Annotated in this window: 22 protein-coding genes and 1 riboswitch; of the genes, 3 read left to right on the top strand and 19 right to left on the bottom strand. The window is 44.8% G+C overall.

Annotation, left to right across the window (positions count from 1 at the left end; translation table 11 throughout):
- Nucleotides 1-24: 24 nt before the first annotated feature.
- Nucleotides 25-2,178: an S-layer homology domain-containing protein gene (locus B9T62_RS02590; RefSeq protein ID WP_157685414.1), complete on the bottom strand. Its 2,154-nt coding sequence runs from the start codon at nucleotides 2,176-2,178 to the stop codon at nucleotides 25-27.
- Between the two features lie 51 nt (nucleotides 2,179-2,229).
- Nucleotides 2,230-2,323: riboswitch (cyclic di-GMP riboswitch) on the bottom strand.
- A gap of 764 nt (nucleotides 2,324-3,087) precedes the next feature.
- On the opposite strand from B9T62_RS02590, the gene B9T62_RS02580 reads away from it, so the two are divergent.
- Nucleotides 3,088-3,489, top strand: coding sequence for a CHRD domain-containing protein (locus B9T62_RS02580; RefSeq protein WP_087920101.1), 402 nt, complete (start codon nucleotides 3,088-3,090; stop codon nucleotides 3,487-3,489).
- Between the two features lie 730 nt (nucleotides 3,490-4,219).
- Here the strand turns inward: B9T62_RS02580 and B9T62_RS02575 are convergent.
- From B9T62_RS02575 to B9T62_RS02555, 5 genes are all read right to left on the bottom strand, one after another.
- The gene (locus B9T62_RS02575) at nucleotides 4,220-5,098 is read right to left on the bottom strand and encodes a DUF3037 domain-containing protein (protein ID WP_087913834.1); all 879 of its coding nucleotides are present in this window, start codon (nucleotides 5,096-5,098) and stop codon (nucleotides 4,220-4,222) included.
- Entirely contained in the window at nucleotides 5,068-6,069 is a 1,002-nt protein-coding gene (locus tag B9T62_RS02570; protein ID WP_087913833.1) for a hypothetical protein, read from the bottom strand. Before B9T62_RS02570 ends, B9T62_RS02575 begins: the two co-directional genes overlap by 31 nt.
- Nucleotides 6,070-6,173: 104 nt before the next feature.
- Complete coding sequence (locus tag B9T62_RS02565; RefSeq protein WP_087913832.1) at nucleotides 6,174-6,863, bottom strand: hypothetical protein; 690 nt, start codon at nucleotides 6,861-6,863, stop codon at nucleotides 6,174-6,176.
- A gap of 29 nt (nucleotides 6,864-6,892) precedes the next feature.
- Nucleotides 6,893-8,449, bottom strand: a complete 1,557-nt coding sequence (locus B9T62_RS02560) for an IS1634 family transposase (protein WP_087913831.1) — start codon at nucleotides 8,447-8,449, stop codon at nucleotides 6,893-6,895.
- 448 nt (nucleotides 8,450-8,897) lie between these two features.
- Nucleotides 8,898-10,769, bottom strand: a complete 1,872-nt coding sequence (locus B9T62_RS02555; RefSeq protein WP_087913830.1) for a polysaccharide deacetylase family protein — start codon at nucleotides 10,767-10,769, stop codon at nucleotides 8,898-8,900.
- A gap of 336 nt (nucleotides 10,770-11,105) precedes the next feature.
- Between B9T62_RS02555 and B9T62_RS02550 the strand changes: the two genes are divergently transcribed.
- The gene (locus B9T62_RS02550; RefSeq protein WP_087913829.1) at nucleotides 11,106-12,287 is read left to right on the top strand and encodes a glycoside hydrolase family 10-like protein; all 1,182 of its coding nucleotides are present in this window, start codon (nucleotides 11,106-11,108) and stop codon (nucleotides 12,285-12,287) included.
- Nucleotides 12,288-12,390: 103 nt separating this feature from the next.
- Here B9T62_RS02550 and B9T62_RS02545 read toward each other — a convergent pair whose 3' ends face one another.
- The 6 genes from B9T62_RS02545 to B9T62_RS41630 form a co-directional block, all read right to left on the bottom strand.
- A complete protein-coding gene (locus tag B9T62_RS02545; protein WP_087913828.1) occupies nucleotides 12,391-13,557 on the bottom strand; it encodes a hypothetical protein in 1,167 nt (388 codons plus the stop codon).
- Nucleotides 13,554-15,014, bottom strand: coding sequence for a sensor histidine kinase (locus B9T62_RS02540; protein ID WP_087913827.1), 1,461 nt, complete (start codon nucleotides 15,012-15,014; stop codon nucleotides 13,554-13,556). Before B9T62_RS02540 ends, B9T62_RS02545 begins: the two co-directional genes overlap by 4 nt.
- Nucleotides 15,011-15,724 carry a response regulator transcription factor gene (locus B9T62_RS02535; protein ID WP_087913826.1) on the bottom strand — a complete coding sequence of 238 codons (714 nt, stop codon included), beginning with the start codon at nucleotides 15,722-15,724 and terminating at the stop codon, nucleotides 15,011-15,013. The genes B9T62_RS02540 and B9T62_RS02535 overlap by 4 nt, the downstream gene beginning before the upstream one ends.
- 231 nt (nucleotides 15,725-15,955) lie before the next feature.
- Complete coding sequence (locus B9T62_RS41165) at nucleotides 15,956-16,090, bottom strand: hypothetical protein (RefSeq protein ID WP_281257681.1); 135 nt, start codon at nucleotides 16,088-16,090, stop codon at nucleotides 15,956-15,958.
- A gap of 420 nt (nucleotides 16,091-16,510) precedes the next feature.
- Nucleotides 16,511-16,753 carry an ATP-binding protein gene (locus tag B9T62_RS41635; RefSeq protein ID WP_087913825.1) on the bottom strand — a complete coding sequence of 81 codons (243 nt, stop codon included), beginning with the start codon at nucleotides 16,751-16,753 and terminating at the stop codon, nucleotides 16,511-16,513.
- Complete coding sequence (locus tag B9T62_RS41630) at nucleotides 16,696-16,848, bottom strand: ATP-binding protein (protein WP_087913824.1); 153 nt, start codon at nucleotides 16,846-16,848, stop codon at nucleotides 16,696-16,698. The genes B9T62_RS41635 and B9T62_RS41630 overlap by 58 nt, the downstream gene beginning before the upstream one ends.
- Before the next feature lie 131 nt (nucleotides 16,849-16,979).
- On the opposite strand from B9T62_RS41630, the gene B9T62_RS41625 reads away from it, so the two are divergent.
- Nucleotides 16,980-17,099: a helix-turn-helix domain-containing protein gene (locus tag B9T62_RS41625; RefSeq protein WP_087913823.1), complete on the top strand. Its 120-nt coding sequence runs from the start codon at nucleotides 16,980-16,982 to the stop codon at nucleotides 17,097-17,099.
- Nucleotides 17,100-17,167: 68 nt separating this feature from the next.
- Here the strand turns inward: B9T62_RS41625 and B9T62_RS02515 are convergent, their stop codons facing one another.
- The 7 genes from B9T62_RS02515 to B9T62_RS02485 form a co-directional block, all read right to left on the bottom strand.
- Complete coding sequence (locus B9T62_RS02515; protein ID WP_087913822.1) at nucleotides 17,168-17,521, bottom strand: MFS transporter; 354 nt, start codon at nucleotides 17,519-17,521, stop codon at nucleotides 17,168-17,170.
- 186 nt (nucleotides 17,522-17,707) lie between these two features.
- Nucleotides 17,708-18,208 (bottom strand): helix-turn-helix domain-containing protein, encoded by a 501-nt coding sequence (locus tag B9T62_RS02510; RefSeq protein ID WP_157685412.1) that lies wholly within the window; start codon nucleotides 18,206-18,208, stop codon nucleotides 17,708-17,710.
- 348 nt (nucleotides 18,209-18,556) lie between these two features.
- Nucleotides 18,557-19,057: a PTS sugar transporter subunit IIA gene (locus tag B9T62_RS02505; protein WP_087913821.1), complete on the bottom strand. Its 501-nt coding sequence runs from the start codon at nucleotides 19,055-19,057 to the stop codon at nucleotides 18,557-18,559.
- A gap of 43 nt (nucleotides 19,058-19,100) precedes the next feature.
- Nucleotides 19,101-20,471: a PTS transporter subunit EIIC gene (locus B9T62_RS02500; RefSeq protein ID WP_157685411.1), complete on the bottom strand. Its 1,371-nt coding sequence runs from the start codon at nucleotides 20,469-20,471 to the stop codon at nucleotides 19,101-19,103.
- Nucleotides 20,472-20,497: 26 nt separating this feature from the next.
- Nucleotides 20,498-21,907, bottom strand: coding sequence for a glycoside hydrolase family 1 protein (locus B9T62_RS02495; protein ID WP_087913819.1), 1,410 nt, complete (start codon nucleotides 21,905-21,907; stop codon nucleotides 20,498-20,500).
- Complete coding sequence (locus tag B9T62_RS02490; RefSeq protein WP_087913818.1) at nucleotides 21,897-22,757, bottom strand: MBL fold metallo-hydrolase; 861 nt, start codon at nucleotides 22,755-22,757, stop codon at nucleotides 21,897-21,899. The genes B9T62_RS02495 and B9T62_RS02490 overlap by 11 nt, the downstream gene beginning before the upstream one ends.
- 341 nt (nucleotides 22,758-23,098) lie before the next feature.
- Nucleotides 23,099-25,078 (bottom strand): BglG family transcription antiterminator, encoded by a 1,980-nt coding sequence (locus B9T62_RS02485; RefSeq protein WP_087913817.1) that lies wholly within the window; start codon nucleotides 25,076-25,078, stop codon nucleotides 23,099-23,101.
- Nucleotides 25,079-25,148: the final 70 nt, after the last annotated feature.

The raw sequence follows: 25,148 nt of genomic DNA, 5'->3' as shown, positions 1-25,148 counted from the left end.
GATTGTTCTCCTATCTGTTATAAGTTAGAGTAATTTCAGCTCAGCCAGCAGCTTGTACATAATGACTGCCGCTTCGGCTCTCGTTGATGAATCTTTAGGCTTCAGAAGCTGTCCGTCACCCTGCACCAGCTTCTTCTCAACCGCCGCAGCTACGGAATCCCGTGCCCATTTGCTGATGCTGGCGCTGTCCTTGAATCCGGAGAGTCCAGCCCGAGACTTGGCCGAATCCGCAACAGTAGTCGGATTAGTCACAGTGCTGTCAATCGCTCTGATCAGCATGACCATCATCTGTTCGCGGGTCAGCGGATCATTGCCGTGAAACAGTCCTGCTTCTCCGGTTACGATTCCTGCCGACGCTGCCGCTTCCACATAAGCATAGGACCAGTTCGCAGCTGAAACATCACGGAAGGTCGGCGTATCTGGCTGCAGCGGCTGCAATTGAAGAGCTGCTGCCAGCAGCTTGGTGAATTCAGCCCGGGTCAGGATGCCTTTTGGCGCATATAGGGTGCCGTTCATCCCATTCACAATTCCTCTTGCCGCCAGCACCTCTACGGCTTGCTGTGCCCAGTGGCCTGACATATCTGTGAATTTAGCTTCGCGCAGCATTATCGCATACAGTCCAGAAGCTGCAATCCTGGCCTCTACGAAGCCGTCTTCCGCCGCAGTCACTCCGCCAATATAGCTCCAGATGCCTTTTGCCGGATTGTAGCTGTAGATTCCAAGCTTCTCACGCTCTGCCGTCCAAGGTTCTTCCTTCGGATACCCTACCGCCAGCTTGGCCGGAATTAGGAATGGAGCACTTGCTTGTACCTGCCAGGCGGAACCTGCCTTCAGCAGTTTGTGGCCACTTGAGTCGAGCAGTACCTCTGTCTCCAGCTCAGCCTGAGCCAAGCTTACGCTGGTGTTGTCCGGGAATGTTCCTGCTGAAATCTCCAGCCGCGCCCAGCCATTCAGTACGGACAAGGTACCTCCAGCACTTCCGATTACCTGACTATCCTTGGCTCCGGTTACCACAGGGATCTTCACTTCCGGGATTAAACCCGTGTTCGGGGCTGTACCTGGATTTGGGTTTGTTCCCGGATTTGGGCTTGTACCTGGATTTGGGCTTGTGCCAGGATCTGGGTTTGTTCCAGGATCTGGGTTTGTGCCTGGGGATGGAGTCGTTTCCGGACTTGGATTGGTTGATCCTTCTTTCAAGTCAATCGATTCTATGTAGTCATCCTTGTTGCTATAGAGCAGCTTATCCCCGCTTATTCCGATCAGCTTTGCTCCCGGCTCTAATCCTGGCAGCGGTTTTACTGCATATGTAGAGAGGTTTACTTGCTGCAGCGTGACAGCACCGTCCACTTCCTCTTGAAACACCGCTTGCCCCTCACCTATGGACATGAAGGCATACTCTGTTCCTCCAGGCTTCATCTCAGTGAGATCCACAGGCTGAGCAGTCAGATCCTTGATATTCATAAGCACATATTTGCTCTCGGAGGCGCCGTTTTTTTGCTTGAACAGCACATAGCTCCCGTTAAAAACAAACCAGTCCACATAGCTAGCTCCGCCCAGGCTAACAATCGCACGCGTAACTCCGCTGCTCAAATTCAGCAGACCGAGGCCTCCGTCACGGGCATTCTTATACACCACATTTCCACCGGCCAGCACCGGGAATCGACCTTCGCCGAGATCAGCTTCAACGCCCGTTGCCAGATCATGATAGATCATGCTGCCGTAATGCTTGCGCTCATACCAGACCACGCCAACTCCATCCGTAGTTGGATTGCCATATTGTCCGGACTGCTGATTAAGCTTCCTGCGGGTGCCTGTCTCCAGATCGGAACTATAGATGTCCCAGTTCAAGGAGGATTCCTGCTCCGTTCCCTTATCCGCCCACACTGCAACGTTTCCGCTCATATAAGGCGCATCCTTGGCGGATGAACTCGTCGTAAGCACAGTACCTGCACCACTGCTCTGATTCAGCGCGTACACCTGTTTCACACCGTTCGCACCTGCTTCCAGCCATACAATCCGGTCTCCGGATATGCTATAGTCCGTTCTGCCCGGATCTGTCCCGGCTGCCGAAACCTCCTTCATGCTAAGACTACTGATGAACAGCCCCGCAAGCATACACACCGCCACCACTGCGGCCACAACCGACCGCGACAACTTCATATCCCTTCTAAACCTCATTCACTTCTCTCCCCCAGCGCTATTTGTAGGCACGCCAAATAACCAAGTGCCTTGAGTGGCCCGGCTGTCTTAACATCCTCCCTTGGATGAAGTAGACCCGTGGCTTTGCGTCTCCGACTTTCGTACGGATTTGCCTTTGTTCCAAACTCGGTTTTTATGTCCCTTTTTGATTTTGTAGGTGCGAGTTTTGATGTACAGGACTCTTTCATTATCGGAATTTATTCCTGTAAAATTAAGATGTTCTATTTATACCTTTTTATGGGATTAAAATGAGTAAAAAGGGACTATCTTACCGCATATCGTGCGGATAAGACAGTCCTCAGCCTTTAGTTTAGTAATCGGTTACTACTTAGGACCCTGCGAGGATATAGAAGGTTACTCGAGAAGGTTGTGGGATCACGCTACCTTAACCCAAACCCTCCCCCACCCGAACTTCAGATAACCCACGTCCTAACGGACCCTATAGCTCCTATTTCCTCATTGCTGCCATGGTTTGGAGTCTAGCGGACCGCATAGCCGCTATGTCGGCAAAATAGGCCCTAAATAGTGGATTTTCGCTTGAATAGGGGCTCCTGAGTCCGTTAATCCTGCAAAACAGCCTTTTTACAGCAAATAGGGGCTGCTGAGTCCGCAAGAGTCTGAAAGTTAAGCGCGGGTTACTGGTGGCAGCCTTCATTTGTTATTCTAAGTCTCCTTGTCGCGCAGTGTGGTATGACAGTCTCGGACGAGCAACATATGGAAAAAAAGGGGGACCTCATAATTCGCAGTACATCAGACGGGCTGCCTACGTTGATGTCACCCGAGTATCCCCCTATTCATTCACAAAAAATCCATCAACCCTAGACGGATGAACAATCCCCTCCTTCCACACGGAATATAATACCGTATCAACGAAAAGGGGTGAGGAATATCAAAGCGTTTAGGGCTTTCTTGAAAGGAAGAAACGAAGTCCCTCCTGTAAGGACAATCTCTACAGGAAATGCTTTTTTTCAGCTTAACCGTGCTGGTGATAAATTAGTATTTAGAATTGTCATCCGAAATATAAACCGAGTAACACAAGCCCATATTCATCTTGGGCGAAGAGGTGAAAACGGTCCTGTAGTCGCCTTTCTATTCGGCCCGTCGAAATTTGGAATTTCCGTAAGACGAGGAGTTATTCGTGGGACTCTGACTCGCAATGATTTAGTCGGCCCTCTAAATGGGAAGACGATCCGCGATCTAGTCCGTGAATTTGAAAGAGGCAATGCTTATGTCAATGTACACACCATACAAAATCCAAATGGAGAAATCCGCGGCCAAGTTATTTCGTAAATCATACATGAATAATTGAAATAAACGTGCTCCTCACGCAGAGAGTACCTTCACGCTGGTTGCAGAATCGACCGCTCTCCACATGCAAAAAGCATCGATCCACTGGATCGATGCTTTTTGCAATGGAATGGTATGGAGCCGAACCGTGTCAACACCTTTTTCCACGAATTGTAAGCGCTAATCTTCGTAATTCTGGCCAAACAATCTTCCATTTGTAATGAACGGCAGGCGATCGAGTTCTGTGCGTCAGCTAACCGTATTCGCGCAAGTACACAGGATTAGCGTATACCTGACGCTCATTTAACGTTGATGCAACGGGTTAAAACGTTCTGATGTCGAGGACGGGGGTCGAACCCGTATTGTAGTTACCTACCGCAGGATTTTAAGTCCTGAAATGGTCTTCGTAGACCCTTTTCTACGCTATGGGAAGTTCGAGCATAAAGCCTTTAACCATGCGGGTTAAAGGCACCTTTTGTGTTCTATAGTCTCTGCGTTCAGAAATTTGTATATGCAGCCATGTTAGCAAAAATGTTAGCAAATAGATTTGAGCAGAAGCCTTACATTCCTGCTCTTTTTTACGTCCAATCAATCACTATTATTTCGGAGGTTTATCCGTTTGACCACGCTTAGGACAAAATCCTACAGGCATTTTCTGGCTTCTCTCCTCAGAGAAAGTCCGACAGATACGTTATAATGAGGTTGTACCAACGCCTTACAAAAATTCTTAGTTTTACATAGCAATAAGTTCTGATTCATATAAGGTAATATCTTTTGCTTCAGTTTCAACTTTAAGGCAAAGTTTATTAAAAGCTTCTGATTCAATTGCTACAGGGGAAATCCTATTATCTTTCTTTTCAAAAAAGTGAACCATGTCATCAATTGTTCTATCTTTATTTAAGTGATCATTTAGATCATATATTAAAAAGAATCCTGAGTCCTGTTTATAATTATCAAGCATTGTGTTTGTTTTAGAAAACCATTCTGTTAGTTTGTCAGGAGTTGAATTTGATGGAAAGGTTTGAATGAGATTCCACACTCCATTTTTAAATACATAATCAACTGTAAAGTGCATATTACTAATGTCTTTTATTGGATGAATTTTTACGTTGGGTTTTATCTTTGTTCCTATCCACTTTTTTTGATTAAACACTTCTTTTGTGTATTGCTTAACATTCCTACTAACAATTTCCTCTACGATAATATCCTTTGAAGGGAGTTCACCGATATATGTCTTAGTCAGTGTTTCGAATAATTGTTTAGGGTCTCTTGTTAATGAGAATGTTGGCTCAGAGAATTTAAATTGACTGGGTAAATTTTCTTGTATTTGTAACAAGAAATTCTTATCATTTATATTTGGAGTAAAGAGTGATGGACTTGACATTACAGAATTTATGAAATAATCAAATATGTCTTTTTGTACTTTAAATGTTTTAAACGCAACCTCATCCTGTAGTAATCCTCTAATCTTAGGGGAACTTTCATCCAAAATCGAATGGAATAATGCATTTTCTTCAGGGCTATGCAACATTAACCCAACATTGATTGTTTCCCCTCGCAAATCACTAGGACAATACTGTACTACTGAGTACCAGTAGGCTTTACGTTCCATTTTAGTTCCCCCCCTAAGTGAGTTTGAAAAGCACCCTTATCGGCCATTATATTCAATAATTCCCTTAATAGTTGCTTTTGATTCATAATAAAGTGTTTGTAATGATCAATTTGAGATAATTTGTCTTTATACCACTCATCGGGAATTCCTGAAAACCAGCTATCGATTAATGCAGGAGTAATTTTTTCTGCTTCTAAAACGATATCATAAAAACAATGATCCTCATTGTTTGCAACATCGATATATTGATCTAAGGCCCGAAATATTTCACCTAAACCAGACATAAATGCGCCGCCACTACTTTGAGTCAATGCTTTTGTCCAAAAATCAATGTATCCACCCTGGGAAACACTTAGCATACACTGTCTTTTTTGAAGATTAGACCATGCCGGTCCCCAAAAGCAATGACCGTGATCGATGCAATACATTAGACGTTCCCCATTATTAGTAGCAATAATCAAATTCCCAAAATTACCAAAACGATCAAAGTTTGCAGTTAATAAGTCAAGAATAACGATCTTAGAAACATCAGACTTATTTGAAATATTATTAAAAAAAGATGACCAAGGTCTTTTTATGTACGGTTTACGCAAAGCTAACAGTGTCTCATAACCATCACGCAAGTTATTTTCGACTCCGTCTACTAAATTACTAGCAAAATGAAAGCCAGGAACATAATTATGAGTAAACCTCAAGGCTGGAGCGTGTGTAAGAAATATACTATCAACGTTAGCAATAGCACAATCGGGTACTGTTATCCCAAAGTGTTTAGCAATACGGTGAACTAGCACCTCTTGAATAAACATACTATCCCATTCAACCCAGGTTCTACGTGACGGGTCATAAACATTTTGATTTTTAAGTACATATTCCTTACCGTTGCTTCCAATTACTTGAACGGGTCGACTCATTCCGCCCGTATTGTCACCTAGTACTTTAACAAACGCATCTACTTCAATATGTTCTAACACAGAATCCCCCCTTTGTGTGCCTGAAGAAATTTAATTTAATATTAGCAGAGTTTATATACTATGAATATAATAATTGTGAATTAAAAAATGAACGTATGATAAGATTATTGTATTGATAGAGCTTCAGTATAATGAACCCACCCCAATGTACTTAATTGCTCTAAGTTCTTTAAGTAAACTTCTTCATCCATAGATATACATAATAAGTCAGTTGGCCTTGTCATTGCTACATAAGCTACTTTTAAATGTTTTTCTTCATATGCCTCTAATTTTTCTTTGCTTCCTCCAGTTATGTATTCTATGATACTTTCCACTGTCTTAGAATGGTACACGGTTTCTAAGTATAAAGTGGCTGTATGGGTCTGACCCTTAACTCCATGAACTCTATCGAGTTCTATATTTAAATCATGAAAAATATAAGTATTTTCTTTAACCAATACTTTCTCATCTTTTGGAGTAGAGATAGTCATTCCTTGCATAAATCCATCACTTTTCAAATCGATTTGGAAGTTAAATAGACGACTTAAGACAACAAAGATAACATATTTAAAATGTTTTATTATAGGTTTTCCAGTTTCAATTCTTAAGATTGCCCTGGCAAAAAATCTATACGTAAATTTGAATAGATCATCGTCTTGTTCTCGTAGAAATCTCAAAAAATAAGTCTTTGAATAATACTTACCTTCTTCAGTTTTAATATCGTTTAATCTCAATATCTTCAAAAAAATAAGAATAAAACGATTATAATAAGCCTGCACTCCTTCTTTTTGTATAATACTTTGATCAATTTTCATTAAGAACCTGAATTCCCCGCAAATTATAACTAGGTTTTAAGGTCTATATTAAAAATGCGTGCGATCTCTTTATGCATCTTGGTAGATTCGGTAAAGATAGATCCATATCGTCCCGAATAGGTGATCTTGGAGAGCGTCTCCATTTCCTCAAGCAGTTCCTTCACGGTAAAATGCGCCAGCGAGGGATGTTTTTGGATCGTATTGCGGATCGCACTGATATAGATGAGCGCTATAAATTGCAGAAATATCCGGCCATCCATGGTCGAGGAATGATGAACCCGTAGCCGTTTCATATCCAGTTGGTTCTTGAGATCATCAAAACAGTTTTCCACGACGTCCTTATTTCGATAGCTATCCAGTGCCGTTGCGGGGTTTTTAATGCCAGTGGTAAACAGGATGAAAAAACCGGCATAGCGCTTGCGATAGCCCTGCACGGCTTCTGGATTGAATCTTACTTTGACCCCCCTCACCGGGGTATTCTTTATGATAAAATATCGCTGATAAAACGACTCGTGTTCTTTGACTCTGTGTCCCGACTCCAGTTCTGCCTTGTATTCAAGCAACTTTTCATGAAAATCGTCCCTGTCCTCTGCGGCAGCACGAGCGTTATGATAAACATGAACATACGAACGTTTTCCTTGAGTCCCCCATTTGTACAGTTTGGTTCTCACGTAAAGGACATCATCACCGATCTTCCGGTAGTTCTCTACATCCAGCATATCGGGCTGGAACTCATCCACAATTTCTTGCACCCATTTGAGGTGGATCGAAACCCCCATCGTAAACTTATGGTGCGCAGCAAACAACTCGTCTACATTGGCGTTACTGTAAAATCCTTTATCCAGTACAAGATGAAGTGTTTCGTTGCCCAAGAAGTTCATCGTCTTCAAAAAGTTAGACAACGTGCTCACATCTGTAATGTTTCCAGGCAGACGCTTGTAATAGACAGGCAGTCGGCTTTGTTGGCCAAACAGCATCGCCATATTGATCTGGGGCAATTTTTCTTTGTCCCGGTTGTATCCATACTTCACATACTCATTCTGTTCGGAATACGAGGAAACGGAAGTGATGTCATAACAGAGGCATTCTTTTTCCGTGATGACGCGACTCCATTGCTTGAAAAACGTTTGTCTGGCATCTTCGGTTTGAGAAGCAAGTAGCTTACTAATCGCCTGACTGGTCAGTCCTTTGGAGTATGGATGCAGGTGGCCTTTACACCAACTTTCGCAGTGGCTTAAAGCCTGGCCCCGTTGAACCAGGAAATAGACCACGGAGAGCACCTGTTGATGGTCGTTCGGAAAACACTTCTTCAGCAGTTTTTCAATGCCAAGCTCTTGAGTAATCGAATCCAGGAGGAGAGAGGGCCCAGCCACTAGAGACGTTGCGGTGGCCTTAGAGTTATGTAATGTGGAAGGGGAGGAATTCAACCTTTTGGAAGGAATCAATTCACCCGTTTCCAAATCCAGCTTCCCGATACAGACTTGCTTATTTGTGGAAGTCTTTTTTTCCTTATCCCATACTGAAACAGCTTCGTAGACATAAGTGATTCCGTTCTTCTTATTGTAATGATGCACGCGGTAGGCCATATAAAATTACCCCATAATTTGGATTTATGGTTATAATTATAACCATGTTATGGGGATTGTACAAGTGAACTTCCGATCAATTCCCTTGGTGTATAAGGGTTCTTTGTTTGCATGATCCCGCATGGTTATAATTTCGGGGGAATTGAGGTAATAATAGTTATTAATAATTTCCTTCTATTAATTCGTTTGGTGTTTGTTGCATCATGTACATTATGATTTTTCATTGATGGTTACCTCGCTCTTATTTTGATTAAGTAAATTAAATTTTATATATCCAATATTAGCAATCAGATGTATCTTACTGTCCTTCTCCTGTATCGTAGTTGTAAAAAATACATTGCTAAATTGTTTAATTTCTTAAAACAAACAAAAAACCTGCATAAAGCAATTTTGCTTTTTGCAGGTCACTTTCCAGCCTCAATAACTAGAATTTTGAGGGGGATTTCTATCATGACATCTTTAACTCTAACATCATTTTTACAATTTCAACCCCATAAGAAAGACTAGGCGCCCACTTTCCTCCCAATGATTCAACCGTGATTGCTGTTCCTTTTAAATGAGGAAAATGTCGTGGATCAAATGTTACCGATTTGGGATACCCATCGACACCTGCATACAAAGCTAAGTGATCAATGTGGGCTTGGATACCTTCATTCCAGTTGGAAAACCGTTGGTGGGCACTCTGGTCATAGTCTGAACCACCATCAATAGTCTTTAGTCCTGCCGGATTCATATATGTTTCATCCAACACGCTACCGAATTTCCCATAACCCGTCTCTTTAGCAAACTGGCAAAATACAACAACCGGATCAACCCCCGCCTTAAGGGCTTCACTCCATATTAGATCAGAAAGATCAACAAACATTTCTGTTGCTCCCTTGGCTCTCGCCCAAGCTTTCGCTTGCTCTACAGTAGCGGTTGGAGCAGATAATATAGGCGTTTTGCTAACACTATCACTCACCATATCGTTGTTGATTGATTCATTCCTGTCAGACAGCGTAACGGTATTGAGCTTAGAATCCCACACTAGATCCATGCCGACCAGTTCACCCAGAACCCTTATTGGCACGAAGCTGTTCCCTTTTACAATAGTTGGGCTAGTATCCATTTCAAGAGCTTTTCCGTTAACGACAGCTATCGAGTCGCCAACCCTTAATTCAACATTTAAGTTATCTTTAAATAGATGAATTGTTTTTACTGCATTACTTATGCCAAAGCTTACATTGAAGTTTAGTAATTCTGTTATGAACCTCACTGGAACTTGTAGCCTATTATTGGAGTCTATATAGGGCTTGACATCAAGAAATTGGATTTTTTCCTGATTATAAATCAAATAATACTCTTTGTTTACAGGCACATTTATACTATTGTGTGTTGAGTCTGTAATAGAGTCCTGCTCAATAACCAAATATGATGAATCTACCCAGCCGATCTGTCCTTCAGGCAGCTTGATTTGGTACCAGTCACCATGACTAGATATAATATGTACTCTTGTTCCAGACGACAATTTGCTAATAATTGAATATTCCAATCCTCTTCCAGCTCTAACATTGAGAATATCAGTTGTAACAATTGCGGCCTTGTTTAGAGATTGCTCTGTAGGCTCAGTTGAAGAAACATTACTTTCCTTCACATTATATAGTTGGGGCATTGTGACAAAGGTATAACCTTGTTCTTTGTAATATTTTATGATTTCTGGAAGTGCTTTTACTGTATTTTCTCTGTTCCCTCCACCCGAGTGCATGAGGACATTGAGCTTGCTTCCAGGATTGGCTTTTACAATTTGGAGAATAGCAGAAACTGAATGGCCTGTCCAATCAAGGGTATCCACGTTCCATAACGCCTGCACAAGCCCCGCAGCTTCGATTTCTTTCTTAACTTGAGCAGATGTGGCTCCGTATGGAGGACGCATGAGAACCGGTGTTATACCCGTTAAATCACGGATTGCCTGATTTGTTGTTGAAATTTCTGTGTGAATTTCTTTATTGCTTATTTTTGTCAAATATGGATGGCTCCACGTGTGATTCCCTAAAGCATGCCCTTCTTTTGATATCCGTTGCATCACATCAGGATACATTTTAACCTGACGTCCTATTACAAAAAAGGTGGCTTTAATTTCATTTTTTTTTAGTATGTCAAGGATTTGCTCTGTGTATTTCCTTTCTGGTCCATCATCGAAAGTTAAAGCTACCACTTTATTGGAGCCTGAAGCTTGAGCAGCTTCTGCTGAAGATTTGTTAGCTGCCACCGTGAGAACCGGCATCATTATCATGGCTATTAACAAAGCTAGTATCCCTGGATTGTATTTTTTCTTCATCATCTATCCCTACTTTCATTCTATGTCTACTAGATTAGTTAGTGTACATAGAATTATAGGCGATAGATATTTCATAAATTATAGATTTTGTATCCAAGTTGTAACTTCTTCTTCCAATATCACAAAATTTCGTTATCCCCCCTCCTTTCACTCCATATTTTACAAAAAAGATACATAGATACGGAGGTTTGAAACAACTCTCCCTTATTCTAGTTGAGTGCCCTGTGATGATGGCATTGCTGATTGGATTAACAAAAATGCGGAGGTAGAAGGGAGGATACGGAGGTAATTTATTTTGTCAATTAAGCTTGGTTTTTCAGTATAATCAGGAGGTTTACCATGAAAAATAGCAGTAAAGTTTTTTTCTTTTTGTTAATGCTTATACTTATTTGTCCACAACCTATCTATGCATCTGCAAACTCCCAAGTGTCTGGTGAGCTAAGAGGTGCATGGATTAGTACCGTATATAATATTGATTGGCCTTCAAAATCCGGTCTCTCTGTGGATAAACAACAACAAGAATACATTACGATGCTGGATAAACTTAAAGCTATGGGCATTAACACCGTATTCGTCCAGGTCAGAGCAGCTTCTGATGCTATCTATCCTTCTAATTATGTACCATGGGCACGTTCGCTCACAGGTGTCGAAGGAAAGAATCCTGGATATGATCCATTAAAATACATGATTGCCGAGACTAAGAAGAGAGGCATGGAGTTTCATGCCTGGTTTAATCCTTTTCGAGCAGGTACAAGCAATACAATAAGCTCGCTTAGCTTTAAGCACCCTGCCAGAACAAATCCTCAATGGGTTATATCACATGAGAATAAATTAATATTTGATCCTGGAAATCGTGAAGTGCGCCAGCATATAATTAATGCAATTATGGAGGTAGTACAGAATTATGATGTGGATGGAATTCATCTGGATGATTACTTTTATCCCTATGGAAGTGTGCCTTTTAACGACCAGGAAACATTCTCAATGTATAAAGGAGCTTTTGTTAAGAAGGCAGATTGGAGAAGGCATAACATTAATGAATTCGTTAAAGAATTAAGCAAATCTATAAAAAATGAAAACAGTACTATCAAATTCGGTATTAGTCCATTTGGAATTTGGCGAAATAAAGGACAAGATAGTACTGGATCAGCTACTAATGGTAACAGTGCCTATGATAACCAATTTGCGGATGCCAGAACCTGGATAAACAAGGGGTGGGTTGATTACATAGCCCCCCAACTCTACTGGAGTGTAGGATTTAAGCCTGCTGACTACAAAATCCTTGTTTCCTGGTGGGCTAATGAGGTTAAAGGAACCCAAACAAAGTTATACATTGGACATGCAGCATACAAACTTGGTACCAATAATGCAGACTGGGGCTCAAGTAATGCAATCATTCAGCAGCTCAAGCTTAATCAACAGTATTCCGAGGTTGCTGGAAGTATATTCTTCAGTGCCAAAACATTAACCCAGAATAAATTAGGGATAGAAGATGCTTTATCAAAATACTACAGATTTTAAAGCCATGATTTTTTCAAGTAAGTGTAGTGCGCTAGTCCGTATCAGTTAAACAGAGCAGTGCTTCTCTTATCTTAGGAGAATCACTGCTCTGTTTTAAAGTTCGCTACCACATCCTGAAGGTAAACCGATATATTTCGCTTGTACTTAAAGAGCTCCCGCCAACAAACAGACTGTTTTCAAACCAGCTCATTTTATTAAAATCCTGGATATTTCTATAAATAACAGTGTCAGATTGAAGTTCATCATTCTTCAGGTAAGCGACATGCAGCTCATTTTTATCCCGCTGATTTTCCAGCATCTCCATGTAAGCAATGCGAGAGCCATCTTTGTCTATTTCGAATCCGAGGAAACTGCCCTTTTTTAGTAGTTTGTATTGCTTATACTGCGAATCATAAAGGTATAAGCCTCTTGTTCCATTAACTTGGCCCAACAGTAAGATACTTTCATCTTTATAAAGAGAATACTGATAGATTTGTTCAGCGTGAGTAAATATTTCGCTATCCCCACCGTTTAGTGAGTAACGGTAGATCCCTTCGTTGTTCTCACCAAAATGAATCATCATGTACATGTAGTTCTTATCTTCGCTGGTAGTCATACTTTCAGGGTGAGCTATCGTTTCGTTAAGTGAATCATTTTCTGTGAAATGAGAAAATTCAGAACCGATAGTATCAAGTGTCAATAGCTTCGTTATCTTCTTCGTAGTTAGATCTACTTCATTAAAAAAGAAGCCATCAAAACTGATATATTTATTGTCTCCGACAAATACACGGTAGTATGCCTGATCCTGGTTCAACTTTTCACTTGCTCCCGATTTCCATTCATATGAGTAGACCTCTGGTTCATTTTTTCCAGACTCGTATCCAGTGTATATAATCTTCTTGCGGTCTGCTGAAATACCAACACCCAAGTTTGAATTGGTTTCAATATCCTTAACCTCATTGTCATCCATAAATAACATTGAAAGCTTGATTCCGGTATATGAAGGCTGCATGCGGTTGAAAATAACCGAATTGGAGTCTACAGCCCAAAAACTATACATGGAGAAACCGTTGCTCTGTTTCGTCGCACTTTCTATTCGGAACGAGGAATCGAGAGCAAGATTAAGCGGCGCGCTCACAAGATTTTCCGGTAGAATATTCAGCCTTGTCTTTGAATCTATTTTATAGAAGAGTCCATTAATACTATATAGCCCGATGACAAAGAGCAGTAGTAATCCTGAGAGCAAAAGAATATCCCGTTTACTCCTCAACCATGCAAGAATGTGGTTCATACACTGTTCACCGGCAAAGTAATTTGAAGTTCGCTCCCTAAATTTATAATGCTTTTCATTCTAACTTTACCTCCATGCTGTTCTATTGTATTCTTAACGATAGATAAACCTAGGCCTGCACTGCCCTTTTCTACAAGATTCACATCATTATCACGGTAGAAAGGTTCAAAAATACGTTCCAGTTCTTCCTCTTGGATACCTTCACCCTGGTCACAAATCATAATTTTGATCTCGTCCCCAGACTTGAAAGCATTGACCGTAATAGTTGAGTTAACATAACTGTACTTAATAGAATTATCCAATACATTAATGAAAACTTCCTTTAGCCTGTTGATGTCACCATATAAAAGCAAGTTACTCTCAATTCCGGTGTCAATCATTATATTATATTTATCTGCCTTAATGGACATTTCGTCACAGGTTTCTTTCAATACATTCGATATGTTCATCGACTCAAACTGAAAATTCCGTCTTGTTGACGCTGCTACGGACGCATCCAAAATATTTACTACCATCCTGTTAAGACGTCGGCTCTCATTTATAACGTAGTTTAAACCTTTTTCAAAAAAAGCATGATCAGTAAAACCATTATCACGGAGTATTTGAGCATATCCCAGAATTGTAGTAAGCGGGGTCTTCAATTCATGAGTCACATTATCAAAAAAAATCTTACTGCGTTCCTGAACCAGCTTCACCTCATCACGTTCATGCTCAATCACATCAATCTGTTCCCGGATTTGCCGGATCATTTTCGAAAAGCTTTTCGCTAACTCACCGATTTCATCGTGTGAGTGTACTTCGATTTCAGAGTCAAGACTCCCATTGGTAACATTCCTGGAGTGTTGTATTAATATACGTATCGGTTTCGTCATCCTCTGTGAGATAAAAATCGAGGCAATGAACACACATACAAATATTACAATAGCAAAAACAGTAATTGTGTTTGAAAATTGCATACGCTGTATAAAAAGCTCTGAATAATCCTTTTCAAAGCGTATAATGCCTATCACCTGATCTCCTCTTATTAGTGGCGTAGCCAGACTTGCCGTGATGTGGTTCTTATTGATCGTTGTGCTATATGCGATTGTAGAATTTGAAGCCACCTCTGCAACCTCACGAAAAATTTTGACCGGCTGACTTTTGCCCTCAGCGTATTTATAAGAAGAGGCATCGGCACGGTAAAGATCAACCTCGCCTCCAATCGTGAGACCGATTTGCTTCTCAATCTCGTTAATTTCCGCCTCAATGGTTTGTTCATTCATCTGCTTGTTTAATAGAATAAAATATTGGCTTATCGCAATATCCAGATTTTTTTTGTAATAAATCATATCCTTATCGATCTCACGATACATATTGTCTACACTAACCTTGTTAAATGCCAATAGTAAGGCTGCAAAACCAACAAAAATGATTACAGCAAAGAGAACGACCATTTTAAACTGAATTGTCCACTTCATGTCCGTACCACAGCATCGAGTTTATAACCTACACCAAATACAGTTACAATCATTGAGCCAGCTGCATGATTATCATCAAGTTTTTTTCGGATACGCTGCACATGAATATCGACCGTACGTGTATCGCCTGCGTATTCAAATCCCCATACCTTGTCCAGTAGCTCCGATCTGTTAAACACCATACGATTATGCTCAACAAAAAACGGTAGTAATTCATACTCTTTGTTGGTCAAGAACACACGTTCTCCATCTTTCAATACTTCACGCTCGTTTCGGTAGATTACAATGGTTTTACCCAAGTGTATAGTTTCTCGAGCGGTTGGTTGTCCACTCTCTACTTTTTGATCAATTCGCCGAAATATTGCACGGATGCGAGCTATCACCTCACGGATGTCAAAAGGTTTTGTAATATAATCATCAGCACCAAGTTCCATACCCAGTACCTTATCCAGCATATCGGATTTGGCGGTAATCATAATCACCGGTGTACGTGACGTGTATGACAGCCTTTTGCAAATATCAAAACCGCTTACGTCAGGCAACATCAGGTCAAGCAATACCAGATCGGCATGATTTCGCTCCAGGAGCATAAGCCCCTCTTGACCATTAGCTGCTTCAAGAATTTCAAATCCTTCCTTGCGCAAAGAATATGAGAGAATGTCGCGAATCCCCTCTTCATCCTCAATAATCAAAATTTTTTTGGATCTCATAGTTCTTCAGTTCACCCTTCTATATTTTATTATCTGCCTGAGTGTTTACAATGACTGGATCTATACTATTTTTAATACATGGTTTAGCACCTGAAAATTGTAGTTTATCATAATTCTAAATCAAGCAAAACTCTTTATTTAGGTCCTTTTTCTTCCTTTTTCAGTTAACTAACAAGCCTGCTAACAGCTCTACTGCATATGCAAATCTATTACAGTCCCTTCCTTTAAAAATCAACAATTTATATTTATTGGTGCATGCACCACCGCTGCCTGCAATTTCTCCTTCTTATCGGCCAGCTCCCTGGCCTGAATCTCGGCATTCACCGCGTTCATCTCATCGTTCAGCCGGGCAACGAATTCATTCAATTCGCTCTCCAGCTGCGCCTTGCGCGCCGTTGCCTCGGCAGTAGCGATTTCGTTTTTAAGCGCAGTTGGCTAAGCATAAATGCACCTAACAGTAGAGCGATAGATGTGTTTCTTTTTTTTCCCATAGTCTCCTCCAAAATTAGAACCTTTATTGTCCTCTCAGGAGATGTATCCAACTTGTAAAATAAAAAGACTCTCAGGAATTATTATTGCTTATAGTAATAGTCTTGTTTAGACTTTCGTTAGCCGTGTCTTTGAAATGCTTTTCCACACTAAAAAAAGCACGGGTATCCAAGGAGGACAACACGTGCTTCGAATCTCCATGAAACAAGGAACGGTTTGACTAAAAGAAGAGGAACATATCAGTGAATGTCGGAAACCGGGATTTTCAAATACCTCTCACATAGCAATTTATTTTTATTAAAATCGTTGCTCGGGGATTTCCAGAATAAATGTGGTTTTTCCCGGGAGTTGCTGAAGCAGCAAGCGACCGCCGTGCAACTCAGCTATCTGACTGGCAATCACAAGTCCCAGTCCTGCTCCCTCTTTCTGTCTGGCTTGAACATTACGAGCAAAGGGCTCGAATATTCTGCTGCTCGACTCCTCTAAATACCTATTCCATGATTGGTTACCGCCATCTGTAACCGGTCGCCATTTCTTGATAAACTGACTGTAACCGCCGTACCAGGCGGATTATGCTTGATGGCATTGGAGAGTAAATTGGAAACTGCTCTGTGGATCAATTGTAGATCACACATTGCAACAAAGTACGCTGAACGATGAATTTACTCAAACTCTTGAACTTCACCATCTATTGCTAAGTACGTTTTAAAGATGCTTAGCATCGGAGCCACAAGAATGCAACTTCTGTTTCATATTTATCAATGTCATGAAATCAGCCAAACGGCTGCATTTTAATAACCAGAGCTATTTCACCAAGTCATTCAAAAAATTCACCGGCCAAACACCTCGGAAATTCCGGCAGCTATGGGAAATTCGTTATAACTGAGTAAGGAGCAGCTTCCTTATGGACACTGCTCCTTACTTATTTTCCGTTCGCTCTAGTGCAGCTCTTTATTAGTTATTGTTTAATCTCCTTGCTTCCAGCTCCGCTACAATTTCTGCATGTGGCTTTTCCCATCTGTAAACGAAAGCCATTACAAGAATGGCTACCACACCCAGAATAACCGGCAGCCAGATATAGCTTAAAGCAATCATCTGCAGTGCCTTCGCAGATTGTTCCTGTTTGGCCACGTAACCCCCGGCAGCAAGCAGCCACACCGGAATTGCGCTTCCAAGTCCCGAACCTAATTTATTGGCAACGCCTGAAGCAGACATCAGAATTCCCGGAGCACGGACACCGGACTTCCATTCACCATAGTCAACCGTGTCCGCTTTTATAACAAACAGTAATCCTGTAGGCAGCCCCATACCGAGATGTGCACGTGACGTTTGGCTTCCAGCGGCGCAAACATCATGAACAGATTGACGACGCCATTACGTTTTTATTCATAGTCGATCCGTTCCGGCTGATTCGGCTTGGCGGCAATGGAGGGCCGCGTTTCCAACGTCAGTTGCCGATTCGTTTCGTCGAGACACACCAGCGGGCGCTTGGGATCATGAGGACGCTGGCAGACATCGAGCACGTCTTCCATGTGTGCAACAAACTCGCCAGAAGCTTCCGGAATACACCATTGTTTCTTCAGCCATGGTTTGAGTTTGTTTTTTCATCACCCGCTGCACGGTCATGTGCGAAACGGCATCGACGATTTCCAGTTCGACCAAGCGATCCGCGAGCAACCGAACCGACCATCTGCTGTAGCCTTCCGGCGGCTGACTGCATGCGATTGCAATCAGTTTTGCTTCGGCTTCGCCATCCAGCTTGGTCCTGTAGTTGGTTTGCTTTTCTCGCTCAAGCGCGGCCTCAAATCGTTTCCGCAAATTCCGAACGGTTCTTTCACTCACATTGTAGACTTCTGCAATCCGAGTATCTGGCCACGAGGGGCCGTGCTCGCCTTCTTCGGATTTCAGCAGCATTTCCGCATGTTTAATCTTGTAACCGGCCACTTTTCCTTTATTAATCAGTTGTTCTAAATGTTCGCGTTCTTCTTGGCTCAATTCGACTACCCTTGTTCAAGCACCCGTCCGAAGAATAAAAACTGATTCTTAATCTCCAGCCTCTCTTGTCTGGCTGCAGCATCATAACGCCTAAACCTTTCCCCCTTATTTACAGCACACAAAAATCCCCTCCCGGTCTACAGTGGTCCATTCATGATTTCATGAATGTATTTTCACTGTCTATTGGAAGGGGATGTACGACTACGTGACGTTCCACTCTCTGCTTTTGTTCACAGCCTTTAGGCGGAAAGGCTCAACCATTAAGCTGGATGGTTTGGTTGTTAGCCCGACGCATAATCAAATCCTTATATTTCACCAAACTCCATCTTTTCTGCACTTATAACGAAGTTACTGAAGCTTCACGGACAACACATTCTCCTGTCCGGCGGTCACTTCGCCCGGATATTCCGTCACCTCGCCTACTGCGTCGAGACCATGCGGGATGATGATTGAGGTGATGTCGGGCAGTCCCCGTCCGTGAATCAGCGCGGAATCGAATTCCAGTAGTAATTGGCCGATGGCTACAAGGTCTCCCTCCTGGACGTGGGCGGTGAAGCCTTCCCCTTTTAGGGACACCGTATCCACCCCGACATGAATCAGTACCTGCACGCCCGAAGCATGCTCGATAATTAAGGCATGCTTGCTCTTCATCAAATTGGCGACCCGTCCGTCGAATGGAGCTAGTACCTTGCCTGCTGAGGGGACGATGGCGATGCCTTCGCCCATCATTTTTTCCGCAAAAGCGGGGTCCGGGACCCGGTCCAATCCTACGGCCTGTCCCGTAATCGGCGCCTGCACCCAGACCGTACCGGAAGCAGAACGTTCCTTGTTGCGTTTGAAAAAAGCCATTTTCTTACCAACTCCCCTTGATTGTAAGTCCAGAAGGTTCGCTTTATTGCCGGTTATCCTCGGGAAAGCCGGCTAAGTAAGCAGTGACTGCACTGACAGCAAACGCCACGCCGATGCCGATCAGATAGTAGACAAAGGTATCTCCGAAAAAGACCGGCAAGCCGCCCAGCGGATTAAGGCCAAAACCCGTATTTCTGACACGGAACAAGCCCATGATAACCCCGCCCGCCGCTCCGCCTGCGAACACTGCGGCCAATGTCTTCTTGGATTTGATGACGATGCCGTACAGTCCCGGCTCGATGATGCCGATGATTCCGCTGACGGTTGAGGAGGCCGCAATCGCTTTCGTCGACCGGTTCCGAACCTTCAGGTAGACGCCGAAGACCACGCCGGCCACGGCCGTGTTGCCTGCCGCGCACAAGGCCAGAATAACATCATAACCGTTGGTCGACAAATTTTGCAGCATGATCGGCAGCAGTCCGTAGTGCATCCCGGTCATCACCAGCAGTGGATAAAGCGCACCGAGCAGCGCTCCGGCCACAAACGTAAATTTATCGTACAGGAAGCTGAAACCGGCCGACAGCGCGTTGCCGCACCAGATGCCCAGCGGGCCGATCACGATCAGGATGACGGGCACGATGACGATCAGTGTCAGCAGCGGCGTAAACACCAGGTCGAGCGATTTGGGCATCCAGGACTTTATGAATTTTTCGAGATAGGACATCAGCCAGATACCAAGTAAAATCGGCAGGACAGAAGCGGAATAGTTCATCAACGTAAACGGAATGCCCGCAAAGTCAATACGCACGTTCCCATCTGCCACCATCCCGGTGAAGTTGGGATGCAACAGCACGGCACCGATCGCAGCGGCAATCATGGGATTGCAGCCGAATTTACGCGCGGCGCTGAAGGCCAGCAGAACCGGCAGGAAGTAGAAGACCGTGTCCGAAATCGTATTGAGCACAATAAACGTATTGGCTTGATCCGAGGTCCACTTGAACAAAACCAGCAGGGCGAGCAACCCCTTAAGCATCCCTGCTCCGGCAATGGCCGGAATAATCGGGACGAAGATCGCGGATAGTGCGTCAAAGAAACGGTCCAGCCCTTTTTTCTTTCCTCCGGAAGCCGCTGCTTCTTCGGTCTTGTTGTCAGTCAGGCGGCTCACCTCGTTGTATACGTTTTCAACCCCGTTTCCGATCACCACCTGAAATTGTCCGCCGCTGTTGACCACGCCCATGACGCCGTCAGTCGCTTTCAGTTTGTCTGTCTCCGCCTTGCCGTCGTCCTTCAGGACAAAGCGCAGCCGGGTCATGCAATGCGTCAGCATATCGATATTGCCGTTTCCGCCGACCAATTCCACAATTTGCGCCGCAAGCCGTTTGTTGTCCTTCATGTCACTTCTCCCCCTTGTCAAAATAAATTATTGTTGCGGCGCAGCCGTCAAAGCTCCGCGCCGTTCGTAGCAATCACCCGGGCATACCAGTGAAAACTGTCCTTGCGGAAGCGGCCCAGGTCCAGAAGCTCCTTATCGTTCCGGTTGAGATACACTAACCCGTAACGCTTGTTCATACCGTCATGTCCGCTGACGACGTCCATGAACGACCACAGGCAATAGCCGATCACGGGATAGCCCGTCACCACGCAATCCCTCAACTCTTTCAAATGCGCGGACAAATACCCGATGCGATAGTCGTCGCGCACCGTGCCGTCCGGCAGCAGCTCGTCCCTGTCGCCCAGCCCGTTCTCCGTGATCAGCGCCGGCAGGCCGTAGCGGCTGAATAGCTCCATGATGGCCATCTTGAGTCCGGCCGGGCAAATTCCCCAGCCCCATTCCGATTCCGGAACATGCGGATTGCTGGTCAGCGCATAAATTCCCGCCTCCTCCCGCTTGATGACCCCCGTCCCGCGCGGAGCGATAGCATCAGCGGGACTTTGCTGCACGGTCTGGTTCATATAATAATTAACGCCGATGAAATCGGGCGGATTCCGCCGCATCTCCTCCAGATCCGCCACTTCAATCTCCGGAAAGCAGCCGCGGTCGGCAAGATACTTAGCGTAAAGCGGAGAGAACATCCCCTTGCAATGCAAATCGAGCAAGTAATAGCTAGCCAACTCGTTGTATTCGGCGGCCGCCAGCATATCCGCCGGCTTCCCGGATGCCGGAATGCCGATCATCGGATTCATCGCCGGCCCGATTTGGCCCCCGGGAACGAGCTCATGACAGAGCCGGATGACTCGGGCCGTCGCCACGCACATATGATAGGAGCATTGCTGGGAGATGCGGTCGAATTCCGCTTCGTCAAGCAGCGCCCGAATACCGAGTCGTTCCGGCAGATGAATCACGTGATCCTGCTCATTGATCGTCAGCCAATATTTCACACGGTCCCCGAAATGCTTGAACAGAATGGAAGCATACTCCGCATAATCGCCGATGCTTTGCCGGGAACGCCAACCGCCGTATTGCTCCACAAGACGCTGCGGATAATCGAAATGATAAATCGTTACTATCGGCTCAATTCCATATTTCAGCAGCATCTCGATGACTTTATCGTAGAACTTCAAGCCTTCGGGATTCACCTGCCCGTTGCCCTCCGGCAAAATCCGCGTCCAGGAAAAAGAAAAGCGGTACGCCTTTAATCCCAGCTCCCCCATCAGCCGAATATCTTCCTCAAAACGGTGATAGTGGTCGGCCGCCACCTTGTAATCAGCCATTCCGTCCTCCCTTTGCAGCAGATCCATCACCGACGGTCCGCGTCCGTCCTCGTCATAGGCGCCTTCGATCTGATAAGCCGACGATGAAGCGCCGAACAGGAATCCCGGCGGAAATTCCCCATTTCCCTTAATCTTCATGTGCACTGTCCTCCATAAATTCCTCCAGGCGGGCTTTGGAATAAATAATCAAGGTGTCCTTGTAATAATGCTGGTACCCACTGCCCGCAAACGATTCGAAATAAAGATCGGAAGCATGGTTTTGCTTCATGTCCTCCAGCGAATCCAGCAACTGGTCGATGATGCCCACACCGATCGGAAAAGAGCCATGCGCCGGATAAATTCGGGCGATCTCCGCTTTCCGGCGCTGCAGCTTGCGGTAGGAGCTGACAGCTTGGCGAAACGGCGCCTGCTCATCCGCAGGGAGAAAATACCAAATATTATGCTTTGTCACCATGTCGCCGCTGAACAGGTCCTTGTTTTTCGCATCCAACAGAGCAATGCATCCGTAGGAATGGCCCGGCAGGTGAATCGTCTCCAATACCTTGCCGCCGAGATCGAACACCTCCCCCTCGCGTACGAACCGATAGTTGACCCCTTTAACGCTCGTCTTCAGGTACATATCCCGGTCGATGTGCGGCTTCAGGGCCGGCAGCTTGTTCAGCCGGTAATCGAGCGCCTTTTGCTTCATCTCCGGCGTGTCGTTGCGAAACAGCTTGCCCAAATCCAGCTCATGAATGTATGCCTCAGCGAACCAACAACTGCCGAGCGCATGATCGGGATCGCCGTGGCTGTTAACCACGATCAAGGGGAGGTCCGTTAATTCCGCGATCAACGGTTTAATATCCTCATAACCATAGCCGACATCAAATATAAGCGCTTTCTTCTCGCCGATCAGCAAATAGCAGTTCGTAGATTCCGCTTCCCTGATGCAGTAGTTGCCATTGCCCAACTCAATCACCTGATTTACGGCGGTAGAACGTGTCTTCATCTCGCTTCCCTCCTGCTGTATAAGTATTTCCTCACTTTTTATGATAATTCAGGCCATGCCAAAAAACCATTCAGTTTTTTGCGGGAAAACGCTTCAAAAAACTGAATGATCGGATTAGGGGTTATATCATAAATTTTAAATTTGAACAAACGTCGCTCTTTACCCTACAGTCCGTACTTTATTCTAAGTAGAGTGGTAGATGATACTTTCAATCATAAATATGATTATTATCGATAAACCAAACAGAGGCATTAGTACGTCTAGTTAAAATTAAATAAATTATATGGCTCGAACGGGCTAGTTTTGTTTCAAATTCAAGAATTTTTTTGGAATTTTCGAGCTTATTCGAAGAATGCCCCTACAAAATCAGTATAGTTTTTGATTTTGCCCCATCTGTCCCCGTGACGGGGATCCAGTAGGTAACAGACACAGCGGTAAAAGGAGGCGGCCTCCGCACGGTCGGCGGAATCGAACACGGAGACGATGAGCGTATGAAGCGTTTTCGCTTTGTGAACGACAGGTTTCGACAGTTTGCCGATATGGATTGATGAGCCGCCTCCTTGCGTCAACACGGATATATAAGCGATGCGCACATCGGTTGGAATCATATGGGATTGCAGCAGCGTCTCCGGCTCCAAGCCGCAGCAGCCGTCACCTCCCAGCAACTCGGCTATCCCCCGCTCCAAGCCTCCCGCCTCCACCAGCAGCCGAAAGCGGGAAGGGCCGATTAACCTGCGTTCGATCGCTTTCAGCCGGTTCTTCTCGTGCCGACGCAAGTAATGATCCAGTTGAACGCGCAGCAGCCTGGTCTCCGTCTCTCCCAGCAAGGAATAGACAAATATCGTCTCCATGTCGGCGTCAGCGGCGATCGGCTCCGTAGTCAATGCCAGGTCGAAGCGCCCTGCCGCTTCTCTCTTGTTCTCCTCGTACAAATATCTCGGCATAGAGGTGACTTCCAACATAGTGTCGCCAAGTGTCCGGTGCAGCTCCGCCTCGATCCAGCCGACCAGCGCTGTATGCTCGTCCGAAATGAGCAGCACGCGCAATTCCGGATGCTCCACCTCGAACCGGTTCCCCAACACCAGGACGATATAAGCCAATTCGGCCTCCGAATAACGAAATCCCCGGTCATGCAAGAGCGCTCCACAATGCGCCACCACGCTCGCCGTTAGCGGAAACAGCCGGTTGGTCTGCCGCTTGAAGAAGTTGGTGTAATCATGCCCGTTGTCCACTCGCTGATTGAGCTGATTGAGATAAAAAAGGAAGCGGGAGTTAAACTCCCCGTAAGCCCCCAAATCAAGCCCCGCCCATGTCCGCAGCGCATCGTAAAAAACATCGGCCGCTTCCCGGTCGCGCGGCCCGGCCTCGCCCCCGGCGTAGAACAGATTTTGCTCCATGACAGTACGCTGAAGATAGGCGATATCCTCACTTGTGAACACGATGCCAAGCTCCCCGGCCAGACGCGCCGCAAGCTCCGCAACCAGTGGATGCGGTGGTTTACGGGCCGTCATGCTCTCTTCGGTGCGCACGGACTCTTTCCCGCTCGACGTTCCCGTTTCATTCACGTTCTCCGGCAATCCGGCTCCAGCCTGGGCTTCGTCTGCTGAAATCCGGAAGCCCAGGTAGTTGCGCACCGCGCTAACCAGAATATCGGCGCAGACCAGCCCGAACGCTTTGCCGGTAATCAGGTGTCCGCGCTTAACCAACAGCGATCGAACAAGCGCCTGGATCGTGTCATAATCGGCAATCTCGCCAAGCTGAACATCCGGAAAAACATGCCGCACGGCGACATCAAGCTCAAGACCCTGATGAATCATTTTGGACAGCAGATAGCGAATTTCGGTTTCTTTTCCCTGAATTTTCAGTCCACTCGTTTTGGAAATATGCAGGCTTACCCCAGCCGTGCGCCCGATAATTCGCTTAACCTCCGAGATATCCAGATTCATCGTAGACTTGGAGACGTATAGCCGCTCCGCCAGTTCCTCCATGCTGACGTAATCCCGCTCGAACACGAGCATTCCGATACTCGCGATAATCCGCTCCCAGACCGCGTGGTTTTCGATATTGCTCTTGTCCACCGTCGCCGTGCTTTGCAGCAGATGGAAGATCGGCTCTCGATCCTCCTCTGCGATCAGGCAGCCTCCCCGTGCGGTCATGACAATATGCGCTCCGATTTGCGGCAAAATGTCATTGATTTTCTCCAACTCAGAACGCGCCGTCTGCACGGAGACATGGATAATTTCGGCCAAAATATCTATCCTCAGTTCTTCCTTGGCGCAATAAATATACGAAAGCATAATCTTTTGCCGTTTGGTGAACATCGTTTACCGCTCCCTGTCGTAGGCTTGGAACTTATTATGCCATAATTAATCAGCTCACATCTATATTTAC

This window comes from Paenibacillus donghaensis (genome assembly GCF_002192415.1).
In the GTDB taxonomy this organism is placed as follows: Bacteria; Bacillota; Bacilli; order Paenibacillales; family Paenibacillaceae; genus Paenibacillus_AQ; species Paenibacillus_AQ donghaensis.
This window is presented reverse-complemented; position numbering and strand designations above follow the sequence as displayed.